Source organism: Microtetraspora sp. NBRC 16547, from assembly GCF_030268965.1.
Classification (GTDB): domain Bacteria; phylum Actinomycetota; class Actinomycetes; order Streptosporangiales; family Streptosporangiaceae; genus Microtetraspora.
This window is the reverse complement of record NZ_BSSE01000013.1, coordinates 71,094-93,628: the sequence shown is the minus strand read 5'-3', so window position 1 is coordinate 93,628 and position 22,535 is coordinate 71,094. Positions and strand designations below refer to the sequence as shown.

24 protein-coding genes are annotated in these 22,535 nt (G+C 71.4%); 15 read left to right on the top strand and 9 right to left on the bottom strand.

Annotated elements, in window-relative coordinates; all coding sequences use genetic code 11:
* Positions 1-61: 61 nt before the first annotated feature.
* Entirely contained in the window at positions 62-904 is an 843-nt protein-coding gene (locus tag QSK17_RS19010; protein WP_285706216.1) for a hypothetical protein, read from the top strand.
* Positions 905-1,050: 146 nt separating this feature from the next.
* Complete coding sequence (locus tag QSK17_RS19005) at positions 1,051-2,001, top strand: hypothetical protein (RefSeq protein WP_285706215.1); 951 nt, start codon at positions 1,051-1,053, stop codon at positions 1,999-2,001.
* A gap of 157 nt (positions 2,002-2,158) precedes the next feature.
* Here QSK17_RS19005 and QSK17_RS19000 read toward each other — a convergent pair whose 3' ends face one another.
* A complete protein-coding gene (locus QSK17_RS19000; protein WP_285706214.1) occupies positions 2,159-2,779 on the bottom strand; it encodes an isoprenylcysteine carboxyl methyltransferase family protein in 621 nt (206 codons plus the stop codon).
* Positions 2,780-2,786: 7 nt separating this feature from the next.
* Positions 2,787-3,842 (bottom strand): type III polyketide synthase, encoded by a 1,056-nt coding sequence (locus QSK17_RS18995; protein WP_285706213.1) that lies wholly within the window; start codon positions 3,840-3,842, stop codon positions 2,787-2,789.
* Positions 3,843-4,004: 162 nt separating this feature from the next.
* Here QSK17_RS18995 and QSK17_RS18990 point away from each other — a divergent pair, with 162 nt between their 5' ends.
* The 4 genes from QSK17_RS18990 to QSK17_RS18975 all read left to right on the top strand — a co-directional run bounded on the left by QSK17_RS18990 (position 4,005) and on the right by QSK17_RS18975 (position 6,834).
* A complete protein-coding gene (locus QSK17_RS18990; RefSeq protein WP_285706212.1) occupies positions 4,005-4,877 on the top strand; it encodes a GNAT family N-acetyltransferase in 873 nt (290 codons plus the stop codon).
* A gap of 109 nt (positions 4,878-4,986) precedes the next feature.
* Positions 4,987-5,976 carry a GTP 3',8-cyclase MoaA gene (gene moaA / locus QSK17_RS18985; RefSeq protein ID WP_285706211.1) on the top strand — a complete coding sequence of 330 codons (990 nt, stop codon included), beginning with the start codon at positions 4,987-4,989 and terminating at the stop codon, positions 5,974-5,976.
* 4 nt (positions 5,977-5,980) lie between these two features.
* Positions 5,981-6,580, top strand: coding sequence for a molybdenum cofactor guanylyltransferase (mobA, locus tag QSK17_RS18980; protein WP_285706210.1), 600 nt, complete (start codon positions 5,981-5,983; stop codon positions 6,578-6,580).
* On the top strand, positions 6,577-6,834 hold the full coding sequence (locus QSK17_RS18975) for a DUF6457 domain-containing protein (RefSeq protein WP_285706209.1): 258 nt from the start codon (positions 6,577-6,579) through the stop codon (positions 6,832-6,834). Before mobA ends, QSK17_RS18975 begins: the two co-directional genes overlap by 4 nt.
* A gap of 351 nt (positions 6,835-7,185) precedes the next feature.
* Here the strand turns inward: QSK17_RS18975 and QSK17_RS18970 are convergent, their stop codons facing one another.
* Positions 7,186-7,506, bottom strand: a complete 321-nt coding sequence (locus tag QSK17_RS18970) for a DUF3099 domain-containing protein (protein ID WP_285706208.1) — start codon at positions 7,504-7,506, stop codon at positions 7,186-7,188.
* A 75-nt stretch (positions 7,507-7,581) separates the two neighbouring features.
* Here QSK17_RS18970 and QSK17_RS18965 point away from each other — a divergent pair, with 75 nt between their 5' ends.
* A complete protein-coding gene (locus QSK17_RS18965) occupies positions 7,582-7,794 on the top strand; it encodes a dodecin (protein WP_285706207.1) in 213 nt (70 codons plus the stop codon).
* Positions 7,795-7,960: 166 nt separating this feature from the next.
* Here the strand turns inward: QSK17_RS18965 and QSK17_RS18960 are convergent, their stop codons facing one another.
* The gene (locus QSK17_RS18960; protein ID WP_285706206.1) at positions 7,961-9,331 is read right to left on the bottom strand and encodes a metallopeptidase TldD-related protein; all 1,371 of its coding nucleotides are present in this window, start codon (positions 9,329-9,331) and stop codon (positions 7,961-7,963) included.
* Positions 9,332-9,339: 8 nt separating this feature from the next.
* Positions 9,340-10,833: a TldD/PmbA family protein gene (locus QSK17_RS18955; RefSeq protein ID WP_285706205.1), complete on the bottom strand. Its 1,494-nt coding sequence runs from the start codon at positions 10,831-10,833 to the stop codon at positions 9,340-9,342.
* Between the two features lie 77 nt (positions 10,834-10,910).
* On the opposite strand from QSK17_RS18955, the gene QSK17_RS18950 reads away from it, so the two are divergent.
* Positions 10,911-11,615, top strand: coding sequence for a beta-ketoacyl-ACP reductase (locus QSK17_RS18950; protein WP_067131694.1), 705 nt, complete (start codon positions 10,911-10,913; stop codon positions 11,613-11,615).
* Between the two features lie 80 nt (positions 11,616-11,695).
* Complete coding sequence (gene fabI, locus QSK17_RS18945; RefSeq protein ID WP_285706204.1) at positions 11,696-12,460, top strand: enoyl-ACP reductase FabI; 765 nt, start codon at positions 11,696-11,698, stop codon at positions 12,458-12,460.
* Between the two features lie 141 nt (positions 12,461-12,601).
* Here the strand turns inward: fabI and QSK17_RS18940 are convergent, their stop codons facing one another.
* Both QSK17_RS18940 and QSK17_RS18935 read right to left on the bottom strand, forming a co-directional pair.
* Positions 12,602-13,867 (bottom strand): collagen-like triple helix repeat-containing protein, encoded by a 1,266-nt coding sequence (locus QSK17_RS18940; RefSeq protein WP_285706203.1) that lies wholly within the window; start codon positions 13,865-13,867, stop codon positions 12,602-12,604.
* 313 nt (positions 13,868-14,180) lie between these two features.
* Positions 14,181-15,119, bottom strand: coding sequence for an aldo/keto reductase (locus QSK17_RS18935; RefSeq protein ID WP_285706202.1), 939 nt, complete (start codon positions 15,117-15,119; stop codon positions 14,181-14,183).
* A 44-nt stretch (positions 15,120-15,163) separates the two neighbouring features.
* Between QSK17_RS18935 and QSK17_RS18930 the strand changes: the two genes are divergently transcribed.
* The 6 genes from QSK17_RS18930 (at position 15,164) to mshC (ending at position 20,223) form a co-directional block, all read left to right on the top strand.
* Positions 15,164-15,982 carry an undecaprenyl-diphosphate phosphatase gene (locus QSK17_RS18930; protein ID WP_285706200.1) on the top strand — a complete coding sequence of 273 codons (819 nt, stop codon included), beginning with the start codon at positions 15,164-15,166 and terminating at the stop codon, positions 15,980-15,982.
* A complete protein-coding gene (locus QSK17_RS18925; RefSeq protein ID WP_285706199.1) occupies positions 15,979-16,686 on the top strand; it encodes an MSMEG_4193 family putative phosphomutase in 708 nt (235 codons plus the stop codon). The genes QSK17_RS18930 and QSK17_RS18925 overlap by 4 nt, the downstream gene beginning before the upstream one ends.
* 9 nt (positions 16,687-16,695) lie before the next feature.
* Positions 16,696-17,262 carry a DUF3090 domain-containing protein gene (locus QSK17_RS18920; RefSeq protein WP_285706198.1) on the top strand — a complete coding sequence of 189 codons (567 nt, stop codon included), beginning with the start codon at positions 16,696-16,698 and terminating at the stop codon, positions 17,260-17,262.
* A 70-nt stretch (positions 17,263-17,332) separates the two neighbouring features.
* On the top strand, positions 17,333-18,094 hold the full coding sequence (locus QSK17_RS18915) for an SCO1664 family protein (RefSeq protein WP_285706197.1): 762 nt from the start codon (positions 17,333-17,335) through the stop codon (positions 18,092-18,094).
* Positions 18,095-18,140: 46 nt separating this feature from the next.
* Positions 18,141-18,914, top strand: coding sequence for an NRDE family protein (locus QSK17_RS18910; protein ID WP_285706196.1), 774 nt, complete (start codon positions 18,141-18,143; stop codon positions 18,912-18,914).
* Positions 18,915-19,011: 97 nt separating this feature from the next.
* Positions 19,012-20,223 carry a cysteine--1-D-myo-inosityl 2-amino-2-deoxy-alpha-D-glucopyranoside ligase gene (mshC, locus tag QSK17_RS18905; protein ID WP_285706195.1) on the top strand — a complete coding sequence of 404 codons (1,212 nt, stop codon included), beginning with the start codon at positions 19,012-19,014 and terminating at the stop codon, positions 20,221-20,223.
* A gap of 27 nt (positions 20,224-20,250) precedes the next feature.
* Here mshC and QSK17_RS18900 read toward each other — a convergent pair whose 3' ends face one another.
* Positions 20,251-21,351, bottom strand: coding sequence for a GNAT family N-acetyltransferase (locus tag QSK17_RS18900; protein WP_285706194.1), 1,101 nt, complete (start codon positions 21,349-21,351; stop codon positions 20,251-20,253).
* Complete coding sequence (locus tag QSK17_RS18895) at positions 21,348-22,439, bottom strand: GNAT family N-acetyltransferase (RefSeq protein ID WP_285706193.1); 1,092 nt, start codon at positions 22,437-22,439, stop codon at positions 21,348-21,350. The genes QSK17_RS18900 and QSK17_RS18895 overlap by 4 nt, the downstream gene beginning before the upstream one ends.
* Positions 22,440-22,535: the final 96 nt, after the last annotated feature.

The window sequence follows — 22,535 nt, the reverse complement described above, 5'->3', positions numbered from 1 at the left end:
GCCATCCGGGGTGGTTTTCCACCCTGGGGGCATTACCCGGGGCTGCCTACGGTCTTCGGCCATGAGCAGACGTCTAATCGCCAGGGCGGCCGTCGCGGTCGCCGTTCCACTGGCCGCATTCGGGGCCGCGGCGCAGACACCGGCGGCGGCCGATGACGAGCTGGCCATCCGATCCGTCACCGTGCAACCGGGCGACCCGGTCGTCGGCCCCTCCGGGTCAGTGAAGCTGGTGATCGACGTGGTCGCCCGCGGAGCCAGGGGCGACCGCGGGGTCTCCGTCAAGGTCGATCCCGGCCCGCCGCCGGGCGCCGCCACCGAGCAGGCGGGAGGCGCCCTTCAGGCCGTCGCCCCGGCCAAGTCCGCCACCTCCTCGGCGCTGCGTCCCCCCTGGATCAACGGGAGCAGCGGCGGGGTCTCCGTCTCGGGGACGCAGTCCACCCAGGGCCGGCAAGGAACGGAGCGGTTCACCGGCTGGGAGAAGTGGCGGTTCCAGCCGGAGACCGCGCTGTCCCGCTGGTATCCGAGCGGCCAGTGGACCGTGGTCGCGACCGCCAAGGGCGCGAACGGCGCCACGGTCAGCAGTTACACGACCTTCTACCTCCGGCGGGAGACACGGCTGGAAGGGGTCAGCGTGAACCGCGACGCGAACGGCGCGCGGGTCACCGGCACCCTCCTCAAGGTCGATCCGAGCGGCCGGGTCGACTACCGGCCCTTCGCCGACCGGGAGGTCACGCTTCGTTTCCGCCAGCAGGGTTCGACCGACTGGAAGGACATGGGGACCGCCGTCACGAACAAGGACGGCTGGTTCGAGGGCCAGACGCCGGCGAAGACCGCGGGCACCTGGCAGGTCGAATTCACAGGAACGGGACACTACGCATCGGACACCAGTGTCATAACGGGCTGATATCACAACTTCCTGAAGGCCGGTTGCGAATTTGTGATGTTTTGACTGTGAGTTTGGGGCAACTTTTCCCTTTCATTGCGCGTCTTTGACGTAGGCGCGCCCCACTGCCGTGGGCGCGTTCGCAACGGGGAGAGGACACAACCCTCATGGTGAATCGCATCACCGCCGCAATGATGGTGGCCGCCATGAGCGCCACGGCGCTCGCGGCGGCCACGCCGGCCTTCGCGGACGTTCCGGACGGCTCCAGCGCTCCGGGGACATCCGACACGCCGACGCCCAGCACCCCTTCGTACCGGGTGGATTCCCGGATCCTGTCGGTCGACGTCACCCCTGGCACGGTCGTCGTCCGCCGGCACGGCTCGGTCCGCGTGACCGCCACGGTCCGGACGAAGGACGTCAAGGACGTCACGATCGACGTTCTGGAGCCGCAGGGTGGCGGCTACGGTCACGGTGGCGGCCACAGCGGACACTGGGTGGCCAGGAAGGACGACAACCCGTCCGACCGGCAGGAACCCAAGTGGGACACGAAGTCCACGTCCTGGGACTTCGACTGGAGCAACAAGACGGGCGCCTGGACGGTGCACGTCGAGGCTCTCGGCCTTGACGGCCAGGTCAGGGTCGCCGACCGGACCTTCTACGTGAAGCACGACGACTGGAGCCGGCCGTCGGCGCCGAGAGGCCCCAAGGCGACCCGCATCAGCGGCTTCAACGCCACGCCCCAGCCGGTGAGGACGGGCCGCAAGCTCGACCTCCGGGGCAGGCTCGAGGTCGCGCAGTGCTACAGCGACTGGTACTACGACTGGGACGGTTACGACCGCCGCTGGGGCCGGGGCGACGACTGCTACGAGAGCCGTAGCTACTGGCACAACTGGCACTGGCTCGGCGGCCAGGACATCGACGTCTACTTCCTGCCCAGGGGTGCGCGGACGTGGAAGTACGTCCAGACCGTCGAGACCAACGGCGACGGCCGCTTCTTCAGCCGGGTCCGGGCCTCGAAGTCCGGCACCTGGGGCGTGCGCTTCGACGGCGACCGCCGTCTGAAGGGCTCGGAGGCGTCCCGCTACGTCAAGGTCGTCGGCGGCTGGGGCCACCGCTAGGACGTGACTCGGGGGTCCAGCCCTGACGACCACGGCGGGCACCGGATCCCAGGGACGCGTCCCCGCATATCGCCGAACGGTTCGCCCGGTTCCCTCGCGGAGCCGGGCGTTCCGTCTCTCCGGCGCCCGTGGGGCGGAGGCAGGGCTGAGGCGGGGCTCATGCGGGGTCGGCAGGGGGCGCCGGGCTCGGGTGCGGTGGGCTCGGGGGCGGGCATGGAGGCCGTGGCGTGGCGTCCTGGCTCGCGGCTCCGGCGAGGGCGGCCTCCTCGCACCTGATCCGGACGGCCATCAGCGCCGCGTTGACCACGGTGAATCCGGCCGCGGTCAGCCACGCCGTGTGCACCAGGGGCAGCGCCACGCCCTCCGCCGCCACGGCCACGTAGTTGGGGTGACGCAGCCACGAGAGACGGTACGGCCCGTGGCGCACCGGCGGCATCCCCGGAACCACGATCACCCGCGTGTTCCACCGGGGACCGAGCGAGACGACGCACCACCAGCGCAGTCCCTGGGCGGCGAGGACCAGGGCGAGCATGGGCCAGCCGAGCGCCGGGACGAACGGCCGCCCGGTCAGGCGCACCTCGGCGAGGCAGGAGACGAGCAGCCCGGCGTGCAGCGCCACCAGCAACGGGTAGTGCGCCCGACCGCTGACCACGCCGCCGCGGGCCAGGCTCCACCGGGTGTTGCGCCGGGCCACGATGAGCTCGGCGACGCGTTCCGCCGCCACCGCGAGGATGAGCAGGGCGTACCAGGACACATGCCAGGTCACATGCCAGGACATGACGCCGCTACCAGCGCAGCAGGACGAGCTCGGAGCAGAAACCGGGGCCCATCGCGAGGAGGACGCCCGGAGTGCCGGCCGGAGGCGGGTGCGGCGACGCCAGCGTGTCCCGCAGCACGAACAGCGCGGACGCCGAGGACAGGTTCCCCGCACCGGCGAGGGAGCGCCAGGTCGCGTCCAGCGCGCCGTCCGGCAGGTCGAGGGCCGCGGCGACCGCCTCCAGCACCTTCGGGCCGCCCGGATGGCAGACCCAGGCGGTCACGTCCTCCGTCGTCAGCCCCTGATCGGAGAGGAACCCCTGCACGTCGTCGGCCAGGTGGGTGCGCACCAGCTCGGGGATGCCCACGTCGAGCACCACCTGGAAGCCGCTGTCGCGGACGTCCCAGCCCATCACCCGCTCGGAGTCGCGGTACAGGCGGCTGCGGGTAGCGGCCACGGCCGGGCCGGACCCCGGCCGCTCGTCGCCGCAGGCCACCACGGCGGCGGCGCCGTCCCCGAACAGGCCGCTCGCCACCAGGTTCGCGATCGAGGAGTCGCCGCGTTGCAGGGTGAGGGAGCAGAGCTCGACCGCGAGCAGCACGGCCACCTCGCCGGGGGCGCCGCGCAGGTAGTCATGCAGGCGGGCGATCCCCGCGGCCCCGGCGACGCATCCGAGGCCGAAGATCGGGAGCCGCTTGACGTCGGGGCGCAGGCCGAGCCGGCCGGCCATCCTGGCGTCCAGCGAGGGCGCGGCCACGCCGGTTGTCGAGGCGACGATGATCAGGTCCACGTCGGACGCGGCCAGCCCGGCCGCCTCCAGCGCGGCGCGGACCGCCTCCGTCCCGAGGTCGACCGCCGCGTCGATGTAGATCTCGTTCGCCGTTCCGAAGCCGTCGAGCTTGCCGTACTCCTCGATCGGCAGCGCCAGGTGGCGGTACTCGACGCGGGTGCTCGTGTGCAACCGGTCGAGGAGGTCACGGCCGGTCTCCGGGCTCAGCCACAGCTCCGCCAGCCGGTTCGTGATCTCCTTCTGGGCGTATCGGTTCGGGGGGAGGACGCACCGAACGGCGGCGATTCGCGTCATGGGACCTCCCGATCGGCGAAATGTCCGAGTGATCGATAGATGCCCGATTCGCTGCCCCGCATGCGTGAACCGCTCGGGGGGTGAACGCTGCGGGACCCGCGAGAGCCGTGGGCGCGCGTTTGAAGAGGCCACGCCCGGCGTGGACTGTGGCACAGTATGGCCGTGACGAACCTGGACATAAGGGATGCGACCGCAAACGATCTGGACGCCATCGCGGAGGTGGCCATCGCTACCGGGCAGGACGAGGAGTGGTCGGGAGCGGACCCGGCGTACATCGGTCACCTGCTCGCCCACGGCCGGGTGGTGGTCGCCGAGCGGCACGGAAAGGTGACGGGATTCGGCGCGACCCGCCGGATCGGCGACGGGCCGGACGCGGTGACGATGCTCTGCGACCTGTTCGTCGATCCGGGAGCCCACGGCCGGGGCGCCGGCAACGCCATGCTCGCGACCCTGTGGCAGGACACCCCCCGCCGCATGACCTTCAGCAGCCTGCACGCGCACGCGCTGCCGCTGTACACGCGGTCGGGCCTGGACGCCTGGTGGCCGCTCCTCTACCTGGGCGGGGACGTGCGAGCGCTCCATCTTCCGTCCGGCTGGACGGTCTCGGAGGCCCGCCCCGACGAGGTCGCCGAGTCGGAGCGGCGCTGGACCGGCGTCGACCGGGCCGCCGATCACGCGGCCTGGGCCGCCCGGCCCGGCGGGCGGTCGGTCCTCGCGGCCCGCGACGGCGCCGTGGTCGCCGCGGCGGCCGTGGCCGGGACCGGGCCGGAGTACGGCATCGTGCACATGGCCGTGGAACCCGGCGCCGGCCCCCACGCGGCCAGGGACAACGCGGCCAGGGACGCGGTCGTCGCCGTGCTGGCCTCACTGGACCCGCCCGGCGGCCGGGCCCGGGTCTGCCTGCCCGCGCCGCACGCCGCCACGCGGGCCCTGCTCTCCGCCGGATGGCGCAGCGACTCCATGGACGTGTTCATGGCGACCGATCCCGGCCTCCTCGACCCGCGCCGCTCCGTTCCCTCTCCCGCGCTCGCCTGATCACCGCCCCGCCGCCGGTCCACTCAGAATCGTCGCGGCCCGGCGGCCGTTGCCGCTTGAGAGACGACAGGTCGTAGGCTTGAGTCTTCTGACGTCCGGGAGGTCCCCCTTGCTGGTTGACTCATTCGGCCGGGTCGCGACTGACCTGCGCGTCTCGCTGACCGACCGATGCAACCTGCGCTGCGCGTACTGCATGCCGCCGGAAGGACTCGACTGGCTTCCCAAGCCCGACCTGCTCACCGCCGAGGAGATCGTCCGCCTGGTCGCGATCGGCGTGGAACGGCTGGGCATCACGGAGGTGCGTTACACCGGGGGCGAGCCCCTGCTCCGGAGGGAGCTGGTGGAGATCGTCGCCGCGGCCGCGCGGCTCGCCCCGCGTCCCCAGGTGTCGCTGACCACCAACGGCATCGGCCTGGCCCGGCTCGCCGCCCCGCTCGCGGAGGCCGGCCTCGACCGCGTCAACGTCTCGCTCGACACATTGGACCCCGACGTGTTCGTACGCCTCGCGCACCGCGACCGGCTGCGGGACGTCCTCGACGGGCTGGCCGCGGCCGAGCGGGCCGGGCTCACCCCCGTCAAGATCAACGCTGTGCTGATGCGCGGGATCAACGAGCACGAGGCCGTCCCGCTGCTGCGGTTCAGCCTGGACCACGGCTACGAGCTGCGCTTCATCGAGCAGATGCCCCTCGACGCCCAGCACGGCTGGCGCCGCGAGAACATGATCACCGCAGACGAGATCCTCGGCCTGCTCAAGGGCTCCTTCGACCTCACTGAGGACGACCCGCGCCATCGGGGGAGCGCGCCCGCCGAGTTGTTCCTCGTGAACGGCGGGCCGGCGCGGGTGGGCGTGATCGGCTCGGTCACCCGGCCGTTCTGCGGATCGTGCGACCGCGTCCGGCTCACCGCCGACGGCCAGATCCGCAACTGCCTCTTCGCGACCGAGGAGTCCGACCTCCGTACGGCCCTGCGGTCCGGCGCGTCCGACGAGGACCTCGCGGCCCGGTGGGTCGCGGCGGTGCGCGGGAAGAAGCCCGGCCACGGCATCGACGACCCGTCCTTCCTCCAGCCGTCCCGCCCCATGTCGGCCATCGGAGGCTAGTGCCGTGCCGTACGACGCGGTGATCCTGGCCGGAGGGCGCGCGGAGCGCCTGGGCGGTCTGGACAAGCCGGGTGCGCTGGTCGGCGGGCGATCCCTGATCGAGCGGGTCGCGGCCGCCGTGCCCGGCGCGCGGACCCTCGTCGTCGTCGGCCCCCCACGACCCGGGCCGGGGCCGCTGGAACGGGCCGTACACACCCGGGAGAACCCGCCCGGATCCGGGCCGGTCCCGGCGCTGCGAGCCGGCCTCGCCCTCGTCACCGCCGACGAGGTGGCGCTGCTCGCCGCCGACCTGCCGTTCCTGGACGCGGAGCATGTGACGGCGCTCTTCGACGCCGCCCGCGCGGCCGGAGCCAACGGCGCCATGCTCCTCGACGACGAGAGCAGAGAGCAGTGGCTGGCCGGCGTGTGGCGAGCGGAGCCGCTCCGGGAGGCGCTCGCCCGCTACACCGGCCACTCGCTGCGCGGGCTGCTCGGCCCCCTGGGCCCCGTAACGCTCCGCCTCGCCCCCGGCGCGGACGGACGCGCCCCCTGGTTCGACTGCGACACCATGGACGATCTCGACCGGGCACGCCGGAATCGAGTGGCGAGCGAGGAGACCGCATGAACGTGCTGGAGGAGTGGACCGCCCTGGTCTGCCGAGAGCTGGGCGTCGATCCCGAGCGGGTGGACCGCAAGGCGGTGCTCGACCTGACCCGCGACGTGGCGCACGGCGTGACCCGTCCGGCCGCACCGCTCACCGCCTACCTGGTCGGGCTCGCCCAGGGAACGGGTACGGCCCCCCAGGACGCGGTGGAGCGCCTGTCGGCGATGGCCCGCAATTGGGAACAGGCCACGACCGAAACCATGAAGGACGCTTAGCGTCCGACGACGCGCCTCCGGGCTCGCGCTCGCCGCAGGCGACTGGTGGGCGATGAGGCGCGTCGCCCGCCGTCGCCGGGCGTCGTCCGGTGGATGGAATGATAGTCAGATATATCGCGATATGCCGTGAAAACGCGAGTCTTCGAGCCGCGAACGGGAATTTGTTCGAATTAAAGCGAAATTCGGCAAAAAAGAAGGGCAGCGCCGGGTGGTTACGGGGGCAAACCACCCGGCGCCGCTTCATCGGCGTTCCGACGGGGGCCCGGAACGCCGGCACCAGCGCTCCGACGGGGGACCAGAGCGCTTGGCTAAACTGTACACCTACAACCCATGGGTTGCGTCAAGACTTTGTCACGACCCGATCTCGCGTCGATGCAGTGGTATCTCGTTTTGGTTAGATTCCGCGGATTCCATGGGTGAGGGTTGACCTTTACCTCGCTCATTGGCCCCGATCACGGCAAGGTACGGCAAAACGACGGCGCCGGCGACGAGCAGCGCCCGCACCGGCCACGGCGCGGGCACGGCGACGGCGAGGACGAGGCACACGAGACGGATCGACATCTTGATCACGTAGCTGATCTCGCGTCGCCGGATGTCCTCCGACAGTGAGGGCCTGGCATCCGTCACACTGTGGACCGTCCGGTTCCGGCCCCAAAGCTTCACAAACTCCACGGTAGACCCCGCATGGTGGGGGCGCGAAAGCGCCGTAGCGATACGAGCATGAGTCCGAGCGAGAGGGAGGACGTCATGTCGGATCGAACCTATCGGGTGACCGAAATAGTCGGCACTTCGGGGGAGAGCGTCGACCAGGCCATCCGCAACGGCATCCACCGGGCCGCGGAGACCCTGCGGCACCTGGACTGGTTCGAGGTGATCGAGGTCCGCGGCCGTGTCGAGGACGGGCAGGTCGCCTACATCCAGGTCGGGCTCAAGGTCGGCTTCCGCCTGGAGGACGCCTGACACCACCCCGTCTCGGTACCTGGGCCCGCCTGAGCCGCGAAAGCACCCGAGAACGCATGAGCCCGCCCGGGCCGGTGCGGTCGTCGTGGAGACGGCCGCACCGGCCCGGGCGGGCGCGGAGCGAAGAGCCGGGCCGCGAGGTCAAGCAAGACCGGCGGCCCGGAGGTCAGTTCGCCTGGCTGACCGTGGACATGTTGAAGTCGGGCACCCGGATCGCGGGCATGACGGTGCGGGTGAAGTAGTCGTTCCACTCGCGCGGCAGCGTCTGCTCGCTCCGCCCGACCTCGGTGAGCCGGCCCAGCAGATCGACCGGTGACTCGTTGAACCGGAAGTTGTTGACCTCCCCGACGACCTCGCCGTTCTCGACGAGATAGACGCCGTCCCTGGTGAGGCCGGTGAGCAGCAGCGACTGCGGATCCACCTCGCGGATGTACCACAGGCAGGTGAGCAGCAGCCCGCGCTCGGTGCCGGCGATCATCTCCTCCAGGGAGCGGCCGCCGTCCGGGCTGGTCATGATCAGATTGTCGATCTGCGGGGTGACCGCGAGGCCGGTCAGCTCGGCGGAGTGCCGGGTCTGCACCAGGTTGGCCAGCGTCCCGCCGGAGATCCAGTCGGTCGCGTCGAGGGCCAGGCCGTTGTCGAAGACCGACTGCTCCCGGCTGGAGGCGTGCGCCACGACGAACGGCGCGCACTCGATGCCCGGGTGCGCCGGGTCGCTGTACAGCCGCACAGGCACGTCCGAGAGGCGCTCCCCGATGCGCGTGCCGCCGCCCGGCTTGGAGAAGACCGTACGGCCGTCGGCCGCGTCCCTCGCCCCCGCCGACCAGTAGAGGTAGATCATCAGGTCGGAGACCGCGGTCGGCGGCAGGATCGTCTCGTAGCGCCCGGCCGGGAGGTCGACGCGGCGCTTGGCCCAGTCAAGCCGCCGCGCGAGCGTGGCGTCGAGCGCGGCCACGTCCACGTCCGCGAAGTCGCGGGTCGCCACGCCCGTCCACGCGGACCGGGACATGTCCCGCGACTTCGCGTTGAGCTCCAGCCGCCCGGTCGGCTGGTCGTGGCGGGCACGGAGCCCGGACGACGTCCCGACGAAGGAGGAGGTCAGGATGTGCTCGGCGAAGCCGTACAGCCTCCGGCCGGAGGCCTCGGCCGCCGCGAACGACTCGCCCAGGGCGGGCGCGAAGTCCCGGAAGACGTCGATGGTGGTGGGCTCGACGCCGCGGTCCCAGTCACCGGTCGAGGCGCCGGCGGCGAGCGGCCGGGCGTCCTCGGACGGCTGGGCGTCCCTGGCGGCCTGGTCGGCCGCGGCCACCACGTCGGCGAGCTGGTCCGGCCGTACCGCGGCGCGGGACACCACGCCCGAGCTCTGCCCCACGATCGAGATCACGGTCAGCTGCGAGGACCGCGCGACCCCGTTGGTGGTGAGCGTGTTGCCCGCGAAACGCAGGTTCGCCGAGGATCCCTCGTCCACGATCACGACGCAGTCGTCGGCCCGGCTGAGCGAGAGCGCCCGCTCGACCGTCTCCTGGGGAGTGCTCATGCGCTCGCTCACTTGCCGCCCTCCTGCACCGTGTTGAGGATCCGGACGCCGCGGAACAACGCCGAGGGCGTCCCGTGGCTGACCGGCGCCACCTGTCCCGGCTGGCCCTTGCCGCAGTTGAACGCGCCGCCGAGGACGTACGTCTGCGGGCCGCCGACGGCCTCCATGGACCGCCAGAAGTCGGTCGTGGTCGCCTGGTAGGCGACGTCGCGGAGCTGCCCGGCCAGGCGGCCGTTCTCGATCCGGTAGAAGCGCTGCCCCGTGAACTGGAAGTTGTAGCGCTGCATGTCGATCGACCAGCTCTTGTCGCCCATGATGTAGACGCCGCGCTCCACCCGGGAGATGAGCTCCTCGGTGGACGGGCCGCCCTCGGCCGGCTGGAGGGACACGTTGGCCATCCGCTGCATCGGCACGTGGCCGGGGGAGTCGGCGAACGCGCAGCCGTTGGAGCGCCCGAAGCCCTTCAGCAGGGCCATCCGCCGATCGAGCTGGTAGCCCACCAGGGTGCCGTCGCGGACGATGTCGAACGACTGGCCCTCGACGCCCTCGTCGTCCCAGCCGACCGTCGCCAGGCCGTGCTCGGCCGTACGGTCGCCCACGATGTTCATGCTCGGCGAGCCGTACTCCAGAGTGCCCAGCTTGTCGAAGGTGGCGAACGACGTTCCGGCGTACGCCGCCTCGTAGCCGAGGGCACGGTCCAGCTCGGTCGCGTGGCCGATCGACTCGTGGATGGTCAGCCACAGGTTGGACGGGTCGATCACCAGGTCGTACCGGCCTGCCTCGACCGACGGGGCCTTCAGCTTCTCGGTCAGCAGGTCGGGGATCTCGGCCAGCTCGGCGGGGAAGTCCCAGCCCGTGCCGGTGAGGTATTCGAAGCCACGGCCGACGGGCGGCGCCAGCGTGCGCATGTCGTCGAACCGGTCGCCGTCGGACCGCATCGCGGTCAGCACCGGATGCAGCCGGACCCGCTGCTGCGTGGTCACCGTCCCCGCCGAGTCGGCGTAGAACTTCTGCTCCTTGACCTGCATCAGCGAGGCGGAGACGTGGTCCACCCGGCCGAGCAGGCCGGACGACCAGCCGCCGAGCAGTTCCACCTTGTCACGCAGCGGCACGTTGAACGGGTCCACGTCGTAGGCGGACACCCAGGTCACGTCGGCGTGGACGGGCTCGGGCGCGAGCTCGACGGGCTCCCTGTTGATCGGGGCGCTGACGGCGGCCACCCGCACGGCCTCCTCGGCGGCGCGGGCCGCGGCCTCGGGCGTCAGCTCGATGCCGGACGCGAAGCCCCACGTGCCATCCTTGATCACCCGTACGGCGAAGCCGAGGTCGTCGGCGTCCATGGAACCCTCGAGGCGTGCGTCGAACAGGCGCAGGGTCTCTGAGCGCACCCGTTCGAGGCGGAACGCCGCGTACTCGGCGCCCAGGTCATGGGCGCGCTGGAGAGCCGCGTCCGCCAGCCGCCTGAGCGGCAGGGCGAGAAAATCGGGATCGATCTGGCGCATGTCCACGATCCTAACCCTGTGATCTTGTGCCCAGCGGACAAGAGGATTACCGGGCGGTAGCCGATAGCGTCCCGTACATGGCTCGTTCTGTTCTCGTCACCGGCGGCAACCGCGGTATCGGTCTCGCCATCGCCCGTGAGCTCGCCGCGGCCGGCGACGCCGTCGCCGTCACCTACCGCTCGGGAGAGCCCCCGCAGGGGCTGTTCGGCGTCCGCTGCGACGTGACCAACACGGCGGACGTGGACGCCGCCTTCGAGAAGGCCGAGGCCGAGCACGGCCCGGTCGAGGTCGTGGTCGCCAACGCCGGCATCACCAAGGACACGCTGCTGCCGTTGATGAAGGAAGAGGCCTTCACCGACGTCATCGACACCAACCTCACCGGCGCGTACCGCGTCGCCAAGCGGGCGGTGCGGCCGATGCTGCGGCTCAAGCGCGGCCGGATCGTGCTGATCTCCTCGGTCGTCGCCATGCTGGGGTCGGCCGGCCAGACCAACTACGCTGCCTCCAAGGCCGGGCTGATCGGCTTCGGCCGGTCGCTGGCCAGGGAGCTGGCCTCGCGCGGCATCACGGTCAACGTCGTCGCGCCCGGGTTCGTCGAGACCGACATGACCGCCGTGCTCGACGAGGCCCAGCAGGAGGCGATCCGCAAGAGCATCCCGCTCGGCCGCCAGGCGAGCGCGGACGAGATCGCGAAGGTCGTCAGGTTCCTGGCGAGCGACGACGCCTCCTACGTCACCGGCGCCGTCATCCCCGTGGACGGCGGCCTCGGAATGGGCCACTGACCTCCTGGAAGCACCCCGGAAGGCATTCCGGCACGGACGAGAACGAGTGGCCGCGGGCCACCGGGAACTGGAGCTGACACATGGGTCTGCTGGACGGAAAGCGGCTGCTGGTCACCGGCGTCCTCACCGACTCCTCGATCGCCTTCAGCGTGGCGAAACTCGCGCAGGAGGAGGGCGCGAGCGTCGTGCTGACCGGCTTCGGCCGCCTCAGCCTGGTCGAGCGCATCGCCAAGCGGCTGCCCGAGCCGCCGCCGGTGATCGAGCTGGACGTGCAGAACACCGAGCACCTCGACACGCTCGCCGACCGCGTCGGTGAGCACCTGGGCGGGCTGGACGGCGTCGTCCACTCCATCGGCTTCGCCCCGCAGACGTGCCTGGGCGGCAACTTCCTCAACACCAGCTGGGAGGACGTGGCGACCGCCGTCCACGTCTCCACTTACTCCTTCAAGTCGCTCGCCGTCGCGTGCCTTCCGCTGATGAAGGACGGCGGCGCGATCGTCGGCCTCGACTTCGACGCCACCAAGGCCTGGCCCGTCTACGACTGGATGGGCGTGGCCAAGGCCGGCCTGGAGTCCTGCTCCCGCTACCTCGCGCGGGATCTCGGCAAGCACGGCATCCGGGTCAACCTGGTCGCCGCCGGGCCGCTGCGCACCATGGCCGCCAAGAGCATCCCGGGCTTCTCGGAGTTCGAGGAGAGCTGGCCGGACAAGGCGCCCCTCGGCTGGGACCTGACCGACACCGAGCCGGCGGCCCGGGCCTGCCTCGCCCTGATGTCCGACTGGTTCCCCGCCACCACCGGGGAGATCGTGCACGTCGACGGCGGCGTGCACGCCATGGGGGCCTGACCCGCCCCGCCCCGTGCCATCGCGCCCGGCCGCGCCGCCGCACTCATCGTGCGGCGGCGCCGTCGGCCGCCGGTGCCCACATCACGCCCAGAGCCGCGCCTCGGCCCGTGTGCTTCGGCCCGTGTGCTTCGGCCCGTCGCGTCAGGCGATGCGGTGGCGACCGGGAGACCCGGTGAGCCGTATTCCTTCGAACGGCATCGACTCCGGCAGGTTCGCGCGGGCGCGGCGCGCCGACACCACACGGGTGGCGAGCACGGCCGACAGCAGCAGCGCCGCGGTCAGCGCCGTCTCCATCCCGTCGTACGGGCGGTGCCCCCCGATCGCCTCACCCTTCATGTGAGTGGCGAGGCCCGGGACGTACTGCCCCGGCCAGAGCAGCGGAATGCCCATGTCGTCCGGGTTTATGGACAGATCCGCCGGACGGATGGGCTTGCCGTCGATGAAGTTCGGCCGGTTCTCCGGCGGCCGGGTGGGCTCGATCGGGAGGGTGCCGTCCCTCGCCTCGCCCTGGACCGTGCCAGGCCGGCTCTCCTCGCCGCCGGACGGCTTAGTCGCCCTGCCCTCGGAGGGATCGCAGCGCGTGCTCCCGACCACGGGGAGACACGCGCCCCCGACGGTCTGCGCCAGCCCGTCCGTCAGGTTGACCGCGCCGTTCACCGCGCCGTTCACCGCGCCCCCGACGGCGCCCCCGACGGCGCCTCCGACGGCGCCTCCGGGCGATCCCGTGCCGCCGGCGCCGTTCACGGTGTTGTCCACTGTGTTGTTCACTGTGTCCCCGACGCCCTTGACGGTGCCGCCGAGCGTGTCGCCAACACCCGTGACCGCGCCGTTCACTGTGTCCCCGACGCCCTTGACGGTGCCGCCGAGCGTGTCCCCGACGCCCTGGACCGTGCCGCCGAGCGTGTCGCCGACACCCTTGACCGGGTCGCCGAGCGTGTCGCCGACACCTTTGACGGTGCCGCCGAGAGTGTTGGTCACTCCGCCGACCGTGTCGCCCAGGGTGTTGGTCAGCCCGCCGACCGTGTCACCCAGGGTGCCGGTCAGCCCCCTGACCGTGCCGTTGAGAGGGCCGGTGAGCCCGCCGACCGTTCCGGTCACGCCGCTCACCGTCTTGCCGAGCGTGCCGGTCAGGCCGTTGACCGTGCCGTTCACCGTTCCGGTCAGCCCGCCGACCGTGTTGTCGACCACGCCGCTGAGCCCTGACGTGGCCCCGCCGGTCGCGGTGTCCAGCGTGCCGGTCACGCCGTTGACCACCGAGCACAGGCCGTTGGTCACGCCGGACAGCAGCCCGCCCCCCGTGCAGTCGGCCGCCTGCGCCGGCTCGGCCGCCAGCAGGGGGACTCCCACGCTGAGGGCCACCGCCAGCGCGCCGGCAGAGATCGCAGACGTATGACGTCCGATCTCCATATGCTCCCCTTCCCAAAACCCGGAATCGTCGTTGCCCGCGCGTCGGTCGTGTCCGGCGACTCCCGCCCCGCCGCGCGCGGACCGGAGCGACGCCTCGCCACGCCGTACTGGCGGGCGGCGACCCGGGCTCGCGAACGTGATGAGCGGCATGTGCCGGACACTCCCTACGGCACCCACTCTTTTCCCATGCGCCCGGATTTTTCGCCGAAAGTTGCGATTCGGTATCGACGCGTGATACGTGAGAAGAACTCTCGTTTTTGAGCGGGCCCGTGGCCGGGACATGGCGCGCGGCCTCAGCCGGGAGCAGGCCGCCTCAGGAGTCGGAGACGTCGTCCAGGGCTTCGCGGATCTCCCACGGGAGGGTGAGCTTCTCGGCCTGGAGGACACCGAGGAGCTGCGCGTGCGTGCGCGCGCCGACGACGGCGGACGACACGCCCGGCCGGTCGCGGACCCAGGAGAGGGCCACCGCGAGCGGCGACACGCCGAGGCCGTCGGCCGCCGTCGCCACCGACTCCACGATCCTGCGGCAGCGCTCGTCGAGGTACGGCGTGACGAACTCGGCGAAGTGCGGCGTCGCGGCGCGGGAGTCCGCGGGGATGCCGGTGCGGTACTTGCCCGTCAGCACGCCCCGGCCCAGCGGCGACCACGCGAGGAAGCCCGCGCCGACGTGCCCGGCGGCCGGGAGCAGCTCCTGCTCGGGCTCCCTGGCGAGCAGGGAGTACTCCGCCTGGGCGCAGACGATGGGGGCCCGGGAGTCGCCCGAACGCTGCCACACCGCCGCCGCGGCGAGCTGCCACCCCGCGTAGTCGCACACCCCGGCGTAGGCCGTACGGCCCGTGGAGACCGCGAGATCGACGGCGGCGAGCGTCTCCTCAAGGGGAACGTCGGGGTCGAAGGCGTGGAGCTGCCAGAGGTCCACATCGTCCAGCCCCAGCCGCGACAGGGAGGCGTCCAGGGCGCGGATGAGGTGCCGCCGGGACGCGTCGCGGCCGCCGTCGGCCGTCAGCACGGCCTTGGTCGCGATGACGAGGTCGTCGCGGCGCACCACGTCCCGCAGCAGCCGGCCGATCAGGAGCTCGGCGTCGCCGCCCCCGTAGACGTCGGCCGTGTCGATCAGCGTGCCCCCTGCGTCGACGAACGCGGTGAGCTGAGCGGTCGCCTCCTCAGCCCCGGTGTCGCGGGCCCAGGTCATCGTGCCGAGCCCCACCCGGGACACCGAGAGACCGCTGCGCCCGACAAGTCGCTGATCCATTGTCAGGCCAGATTAGCGTGTCGGACCGTTTAAGCTGGCCCATCGTGGACTCTCTCCAGGCCATCGTGCTCGGGATCGTGCAGGGCCTCACCGAATTCCTGCCGATCTCCAGCTCCGCGCATCTGCTGATCGTGCCGAAGTTGCTGGGGTGGAACGACCCCGGCGCCGCCTTCACCGCCGTGATCCAGCTCGGCACCATGCTCGCGGTGCTGATCTATTTCTGGCGCGACATCGTACGGATCCTCTGGACCTGGCTGCGCAGCCTGTGGACCCCCGACCTGCGCGGTCACCTGGACGCGCGGATGGGCTGGTACATCGGCCTCGGGACGGTCCCGATCGGTGTGGCCGGCCTGCTGTTCAAGGACGCGATCGAGGGCCCGGCGCGCAACCTGTGGCTGAACGCGAGCATGCTCATCCTCTTCGGCCTCCTGCTGCTCACCGCCGACCAGATCGGCAGGAAGAAGAAGGAGGTCGCCGACCTCGGCCTGCGCGACGGCCTGATCATCGGCGCCTGGCAGATGCTGCCCCTGATCCCCGGCGCCTCCCGGTCCGGGTCCACCATGACCGGCGCCATGTTCCTCGGCTACACGCGCGAGGCCGCGGCGCGCTACTCGTTCCTCCTGTCGGTCCCCGCGGTGGTCCTGTCCGGCCTGTTCGAACTGCGCCACATCGGCGACGGGGGAGGGGTGGCCCCGGTGCCGACCGCGATCGCGACCCTCGTCTCGTTCGTCGTCGGGTACGCCTCGATCGCCTGGCTGTTGCGTTACGTCGCCAAGCATTCGACCATCGTGTTCGTGATCTACCGGGTCTTCGCGGGCACCTTCCTGCTCACGCTCCTCTCGCTGGGCGTGATCTCTTCATGACGACCCTCCTGCTCCTGCGGCACGGCCTCACCGCGATGACGGACTCCGCGCTGGCCGGGCGGACGCCGGGCGTCCATCTCGACGAACGCGGTCGTGCCCAGGCCGAGGCGGTGGCCGCGCGGCTGGCCCCGCTGGAGCTGGACGCGATCGTGTCCAGCCCGCTGGAGCGGTGCCAGGAGACCGCCCAGGCCGTGGCGTCCCGCCAGCAGCGCGTCCTTGAGGTCGCGACCGACGACCGGTTCGAGGAGTGCGGGTACGGCGAGTGGACCGGGGTGCCCTACGAGGACCTGGTCCGCCAGCCGCTCTGGCAGGTCGTGCAGGCCCACCCGAGCGCGGTGGTCTTCCCCGGCGGGGAGGCCCTGGCGGAGGTGCAGCGCCGGGCGGTGCGCGCGGTGCGGGAGTGGAACGACCGGCTGGGCGAGAAGGCGACCTACGCCGTCTGCACCCACGGTGACGTGATCAAGGCCATCGTGGCCGACGCGCTCGGGCTCCACCTGGACCAGTTCCAGCGGATCACCGCCTATCCCGCGTCGCTTACCGTGATCCGCTACACCCCTTTGCGCCCCTTCCTGCTCAGGCTCAACGACGTCGGCGGAGACGTGGCAGATCTGGCTCCGCCGAGCGAGGTTCCGGAGAACCACGACGGGGGAGAAAACCTCACCGGGAGCGATGCCGCCGTGGGCGGCGGACCCGGGACCACGTAAGGTCGGGTTATGCCGGTCTTCGACTACGATCCGCCTGACAGGTTCGTGGCCGGTGCCGTTGGGCAACCGGGAGCACGGGCCTTCTTCCTGCAGGCCCGGGGTCAGGGCAGGGTCACCACCGTCGCGCTCGAGAAGTTCCAGGTCGCCGTGCTCGCCGACCGGCTCGACGAACTGCTCGACGAGGTGCTGCGCCGTACCGGCGGCCGCGCGCCCGTCCCGGCCACCGCGCCGGCCGAACTCGCCGACGACGCCCCGCTGGACCTGCCGATCGACGAGGAGTTCCGGGTCGGCACCATGGCGCTCGCGTGGGACCCCGAGACCTCACAAGTGATCATCGAGGCGCAGGAGGCCACGGCAGCCGAGGAGGAGGACGAGGACTTCGAGGCCACCGGGATCGAGCCGGCGGTCCTGCGGGTGCGGATCAGCCCCGCCGCCGCCCGCGCCTTCAGCCGCCGGGCACTCGACCTCGTCGCCGCCGGCCGCCCGCCGTGCCCGCTGTGCGGGCAGCCCCTCGAGCCTGAAGGGCATATCTGCGCCCGTCTCAACGGTCACCACCCCGGGGGCATGTCGGCGTGAGCGAACGGATCGGTAGGCACGGGAGCGGGTCGGGCGACGGGCCGGGCAGCGTGCTTGGCAGGGGGGCCGGATGACAGCGGAGAGCGATCCGGCCGTCAGCGTGGAGGGCGGCGCCGGCCTGGACGACGCCACGGCGCTCCGGCTGCTGCGCGATGGGGCCCTCGACGTGGCCGGGCGTCTGGTCGAGGCCAGCAACATGACGCTCTACTGCTCGGTGCGCCTGGGCGAGCTCGTGGCCGCCTGCGTGTACAAACCGGTCCGCGGCGAGCGGCCGCTGTGGGACTTCCCCGACGGCACGCTGGCCGCCCGCGAGGTCGCGGCCTACGAGGTGGCGGCGGCCACCGGCTGGCGGATCGTCCCGCCGACGGTCTACCGCGACGGGCCGTTCGGGCCCGGCATGGTCCAGCTCTGGATCGACACCGATCCGGACGTCGACCTTCTGGCCCTGATCCGCGGCCGGACCCCCGAGCTGCGCCGGATGGCGGTCTTCGACGCCGTCGTCAACAACGCCGACCGCAAGGGCGGGCACCTGCTGCCGCTGATCGACGGGCACATCTACGGCGTCGACCACGGGGTCTGCTTCGCGGTGGAGGACAAGCTGCGCACCGTGCTGTGGCAGTGGCGCGGCAATCCTCTCTCCCGCGAGGCGGTCTCCGTCCTGGTGCACCTTGAGCGCGAGATCGACCGGGGCCGCCTGGGGCGCCGGTTGCGCGAGCTCCTCACCCAGGCTGAGGTGGAGGCCACGTGGGAGCGGGTCCGGCGGCTGCTCGACGCCGGGGTCCATCCGTACCCGTCAGAGGACTGGCCGGCGGTTCCGTGGCCGCCGATCTGAGACATCACGGTGACTTGCGCAGATCGTTCAAAACCATGCACTCTGCATGAGTCTCTACCGATCCTGGAGGGAACGGGCATTGTGTACGGTGATCGTGAGCGTGGCGCCCGAGGCTCGGGTGCCGGTGCTCCTCGCGGGCGTCAGGGACGAGTTCGTGTCGCGGCCGTGGATGTCGCCCGCACGCCACTGGCCCGACCATCCCGGTCTGATCGGCGGGCGTGATCTGCGGGCGGGTGGCACGTGGCTGGCCGTCGACCCGGCGGGCCGGCGGGTGGCCGCCCTGCTGAACGGACAGGGCAGCGCGGCGCCGGAGGACCTCCGCCGCACGCGGGGCGACCTGCCGCTGCGCGCCGCCGCCGCGGGAGAACTGCCACGGCTCGATCTCACCGCCTATGACCCCTTCCATCTCGTCGTGGGCGGCCTCGACGGCGTCCGGCTGTGGAGCTGGAACGGCGATCAGGTGACGGAGGACAAGCTCCCCGCGGGCGTGCACATGATCGTCAACAGCGGCTGGGAGCGAGGCGAGGACGACCCGCGCGTCGCCTTGTTCCGGCCCCGCTTCGCGGCGGCCGCGCGCCCGGCGCGAATGGGCTCCGGGTCCATCCGCAGGTTCTGGGGCGAATGGCTGCCGCCGGCGTCGGGGGACGGGCTGCCCCTGAATGATCCCCGGGCCCTGGTGTTCCGGCGGGTGCTCGACGGCGGCCAGATCTTCGCGTCCCTCTCGATCACGCTGGTCGCCCTGGCCGACGAGGGCGTCCGCTACGACTTCTGCCCCGTTCCGGGAGACCCCACGTCCTGGCATCAGGTCGAGACGGGATGACCGGCGTCGCCGGACGGTGATCGGCAGTCGGCCGGGAGATATGTCGATAACCGCCCGGGTGATCCGAGCTCTCCGCGGCGCGGATAGGCTCGGGGGCATGCGATCGTGGTCTGCTCCGAACATCCCCAGGCTCCCCGGTTCGGGCCTTCCCCTGCGTCTGTACGACACCGCCACACGCGAGGTCAGCCCGACCAGGCCGCAGAGCGAGGCCAGGCTGTACGTCTGCGGCATCACGCCCTATGACGCGACCCACCTGGGACACGCCAACACCTATCTCGCCTTCGATCTGGTGAACCGGGCGTGGCGGGACGCCGGCCACGGAGTTCACTACACGCAGAACGCCACGGACGTGGACGATCCCCTGTTGGAGCGTGCCGAGGCGACAGGGGTCGACTGGCAGGAGCTCGCCGAGCGTGAGATCGAGCTCTTCCGCACCGACATGGAGGCGCTGCGGATCATCCCGCCCCGCGAGTACGTCGGCGTGACCGAGGTCATCGACCAGGTCGCGGAGCTGATCGCCCGGCTCGGCGACCGGGGCGCCACCTACCGCCTCGACGACGACGTCTACTTCTCGGTTGCGGCCGCGCCCAAGTTCGGCGCCGTGTCGGGCTACCCCGAGGAGCGGATGCTCGAACTGTTCGGCGAGCGCGGCGGCGACCCCGGCCGCGAGGGCAAGCGCCACCCGCTCGACTGGCTGCTGTGGCGCGGCCACCGTCCCGGCGAGCCGTCGTGGCCCTCGCCGTTCGGGCCGGGCCGTCCCGGCTGGCACGTCGAGTGCACGGCGATCGCGCTGGCCAACCTCGGCACCGGGTTCGACGTTGCCGGCGGCGGCTCCGACCTGATCTTCCCGCACCATGAGATGGGCGCGTGCGAGGGACACGTGGCGACCGGCGAGTGGCCGTTCGCCCGCGCGTACGTGCACGCCGGGATGGTCGCGCTCGACGGCGAGAAGATGTCCAAGTCCAAGGGCAACCTCGTCTTCGTCTCCAAGCTGCGGCGGTCCGCCGACCCCATGGCCGTACGGCTCGCGCTCCTGGACCGGCACTACCGGGCCGACTGGGAGTGGACCCCGGACCAGCTCACGGAGGCCGAGGCCAGGCTGGCGCGGTGGTGGGCGGCCGTCGCGCGTCCTTCGGGGCCGGACGGACGGGCCGTGCTCGACCGGGTCAGGGAGCTGATCGCCGCCGACCTGAACGCGCCGGAAGCCCTTCGGGTGATCGATCAGTGGGCCGCTGGAGAAGGAACGGACACGGAGGCTCCGGCTCTCGTCCGGGACGTCGCCGACGCGCTGCTCGGCGTCGAACTGTAGCCGAGCCGGCGGCGGGCCCGTGGCGGCTCAGTCCTCGGCCGCCGGCCCTGATGCGGCCGTCCGCCGGGCCCCCAGCCACTTGGCGGCGCGATCGGCGGTCCGGTAGAGGATCGGTGTGCCGAGGACGAGGCCGGTGAAGCGCCGCCTCGGTTCGTGCGCCGCCCAATGGGCGGCGGCGGCCAGTGAGGGCCGGGCGACCCGGCCCTCGGCGACGAGGAGCTCGCCGTTCTTCAGGCTGTGCTTGTAGCTCTTCTCGCCGCGGCCGAGGTCCATCAGCGTGATCCCGGCGTCGGCCGAAGCGCGGCAGAGCCGGAGCCGGTGGATGAGGCCGGGGGAGTAGCGGGCGAACTCGACGTCGTAGGCCGGGAACCAGCCGATCAGCACCTCCTCGGTTCTCACACCGAAGTTCCCGGCGACGAGGCGGTCCCCGGCGTAGAGGAGGCCGAGGGTTCCGGCGAACACGCCGGTGCTCGTCTCGTGGAGCCGCTCGATCAGGGCGACGACCCACGGCTCGGCGAACCGGTCCTGCCGCCCGGTCCGGCGGTACTGGGCCGATTTCCACCGCGTCAGCGTGCGCAGAGCGTCCCCGTCCGGTGAGTCGAACTCGAAGCGGATCTCCCCCTCCTCCCGGGCCAGGCGCCGCTCCTTCTTGAGGGTCGATCTGTAGATCTTGTTCGACCGCTCGGCGAGATCCTTGGCGTACGCCTCGTAGCCGTCGCTGAGATCGATGACCGGCGATGGGTGGAGCGCCTTGTGGTGCGCGGAGAACATCGGCTGGCCGGGGTCGAGATGGTCGAACTCCCAGACGGCCAGGTCGCAGGCGCGCAGCAGCGACCGGGGGTCCAGCTCCAGGTCCGGCGCGTAGACCATGCCCTGGAGGTCGGTCAGGCCCGCCGCGACCGGCTTGCCGACCTTTCTCGGGTGCCGCTCGAAGGCGAAGAAGCCCGCGATGCCGGAGCCGTCACCGACCACGGCCACGAAGACGTCGTCCCGTACCTCGCCGACCGCCCTGACGAACTCGTGGGACAGGAACGGGTTGGGACGGGTTGCGTGGGACCGGTGCAGTTCCTGCCACCGCGCCAGCTCGGCGGGGCCCAGCTCTCCCGGGCGGACCACCTCGATCTTCACCGGTCGCCTCCCTTCTCACCCCGGCCGTTCCGCAGGCGGGCGCGGGTCTTCAGCACGCGGTCGGCGATGCCGTACAGGCGGGGGCTGTCGAGGACGAGCCGGCGCGCGCGGCGGACCGGTGTGTGCCGGAGCCAGTGGAGCCCGGCGGCCGGGGAGGGGCGGCGGGCGACGCCTTCTGACAGGGGGAACGTGCCGTTGCAGATCGTCTGCTTGTAGTCCCCGGCGGTTCCGGTGTCGATGTGCCGCAGCCCCCGCCGTGCCGCCGCCTCGGCCAGGTGCAGGTGATGCACCAGGCCGGGGGAGTAGCCGCCCAGCTCGGGGTCGTACGCGGGGAACCAGCCCGCCATGACGTTCTCACTGATCAGCCCGAAATGCCCGGCGACGGGGCGCCCGTCCGCGTAGAGCATGGAAAGAGGAGCGTGAAAGTCGTCGCCGCGCAGGAGGTGGAGCCGGTCGATGAGTTCCGCCACCCAGGGCACCGCCGTCCGGTCGGTACGGCCGATCCGCTGGAACTGGTCGGACTTCCACTTCATCAGCAGCGCGAACTGCCGGGAATCGCGTACGTCGTACTCGTAGGTGATCGGACCGAGATCACGTTCTAATTTGCGCTCTTTATAGCGAAGTGTCTTAAACGATTTCGGCGACGTCTCCTTGAGGAACGCGCGGTAAGCGTCATAGCCGCCCGTCAGATCGAGCACCATTGCCTGTTTTGTCGCCCCCGACGCGAACCAGGGCTGGTCGGCCACCAGGTATTCGAATTCGAAAACGTCGAGTCCGCATCCTTTGAGCAGGTCGCGCCGGTCCACCTCGGCCCCAGGCGCGTGCACCAGACCCTGCGCGAGCGTGATCCACGCGGCGATCGGCCGTGCCGTACGGAATCCGGTGCTCTCGAAGGGGAGGAAGCCGATCACCTCGTTTCCCTCGGAGATGACGGCGACGCGGGCGCCGTCGTGCACCTCTCCGACCTCGATCGTGAACTCCGGGGCGAGCCATGGGCTCGCCAGGTGCGGGTGGGCCCGCCGCATGGCCCGCCAGGCCACTCGTTCCGACGGTCCCAGGTCACGGGGACGAATGACATCTATCTTCATTTAGGCGGGATCCAGGGTTCGTGGGGAGATGTCCGCGACATACTAATCACGTCACGGACTTCGGACTTCGGTTCATCGCCAGGAGACGGACGCCTC

Excerpts from the sequence above, each read along its gene's own strand:
- fabI (WP_285706204.1), top strand. The coding sequence starts at position 11,696 with ATGGGTCTGCTGGACGGAAAGCGGCTGCTGGTCACCGGCGTCCTCACC.
- QSK17_RS18955 (WP_285706205.1), bottom strand. The coding sequence starts at position 10,833 with ATGCGCCAGATCGATCCCGATTTTCTCGCCCTGCCGCTCAGGCGGCTG.
- QSK17_RS18935 (WP_285706202.1), bottom strand. The coding sequence starts at position 15,119 with ATGGATCAGCGACTTGTCGGGCGCAGCGGTCTCTCGGTGTCCCGGGTG.
- QSK17_RS19010 (WP_285706216.1), top strand. The coding sequence starts at position 62 with ATGAGCAGACGTCTAATCGCCAGGGCGGCCGTCGCGGTCGCCGTTCCA.
- QSK17_RS18910 (WP_285706196.1), top strand. The coding sequence starts at position 18,141 with ATGAGTCTCTACCGATCCTGGAGGGAACGGGCATTGTGTACGGTGATC.
- QSK17_RS18895 (WP_285706193.1), bottom strand. The coding sequence starts at position 22,439 with ATGAAGATAGATGTCATTCGTCCCCGTGACCTGGGACCGTCGGAACGA.
- QSK17_RS18975 (WP_285706209.1), top strand. The coding sequence starts at position 6,577 with ATGAACGTGCTGGAGGAGTGGACCGCCCTGGTCTGCCGAGAGCTGGGC.
- QSK17_RS19000 (WP_285706214.1), bottom strand. The coding sequence starts at position 2,779 with ATGTCCTGGCATGTGACCTGGCATGTGTCCTGGTACGCCCTGCTCATC.
- QSK17_RS18995 (WP_285706213.1), bottom strand. The coding sequence starts at position 3,842 with ATGACGCGAATCGCCGCCGTTCGGTGCGTCCTCCCCCCGAACCGATAC.
- QSK17_RS19005 (WP_285706215.1), top strand. The coding sequence starts at position 1,051 with ATGGTGAATCGCATCACCGCCGCAATGATGGTGGCCGCCATGAGCGCC.
- QSK17_RS18965 (WP_285706207.1), top strand. The coding sequence starts at position 7,582 with ATGTCGGATCGAACCTATCGGGTGACCGAAATAGTCGGCACTTCGGGG.
- QSK17_RS18925 (WP_285706199.1), top strand. The coding sequence starts at position 15,979 with ATGACGACCCTCCTGCTCCTGCGGCACGGCCTCACCGCGATGACGGAC.
- QSK17_RS18920 (WP_285706198.1), top strand. The coding sequence starts at position 16,696 with ATGCCGGTCTTCGACTACGATCCGCCTGACAGGTTCGTGGCCGGTGCC.
- QSK17_RS18950 (WP_067131694.1), top strand. The coding sequence starts at position 10,911 with ATGGCTCGTTCTGTTCTCGTCACCGGCGGCAACCGCGGTATCGGTCTC.
- QSK17_RS18915 (WP_285706197.1), top strand. The coding sequence starts at position 17,333 with ATGACAGCGGAGAGCGATCCGGCCGTCAGCGTGGAGGGCGGCGCCGGC.
- mshC (WP_285706195.1), top strand. The coding sequence starts at position 19,012 with ATGCGATCGTGGTCTGCTCCGAACATCCCCAGGCTCCCCGGTTCGGGC.
- QSK17_RS18960 (WP_285706206.1), bottom strand. The coding sequence starts at position 9,331 with ATGAGCACTCCCCAGGAGACGGTCGAGCGGGCGCTCTCGCTCAGCCGG.
- QSK17_RS18940 (WP_285706203.1), bottom strand. The coding sequence starts at position 13,867 with ATGGAGATCGGACGTCATACGTCTGCGATCTCTGCCGGCGCGCTGGCG.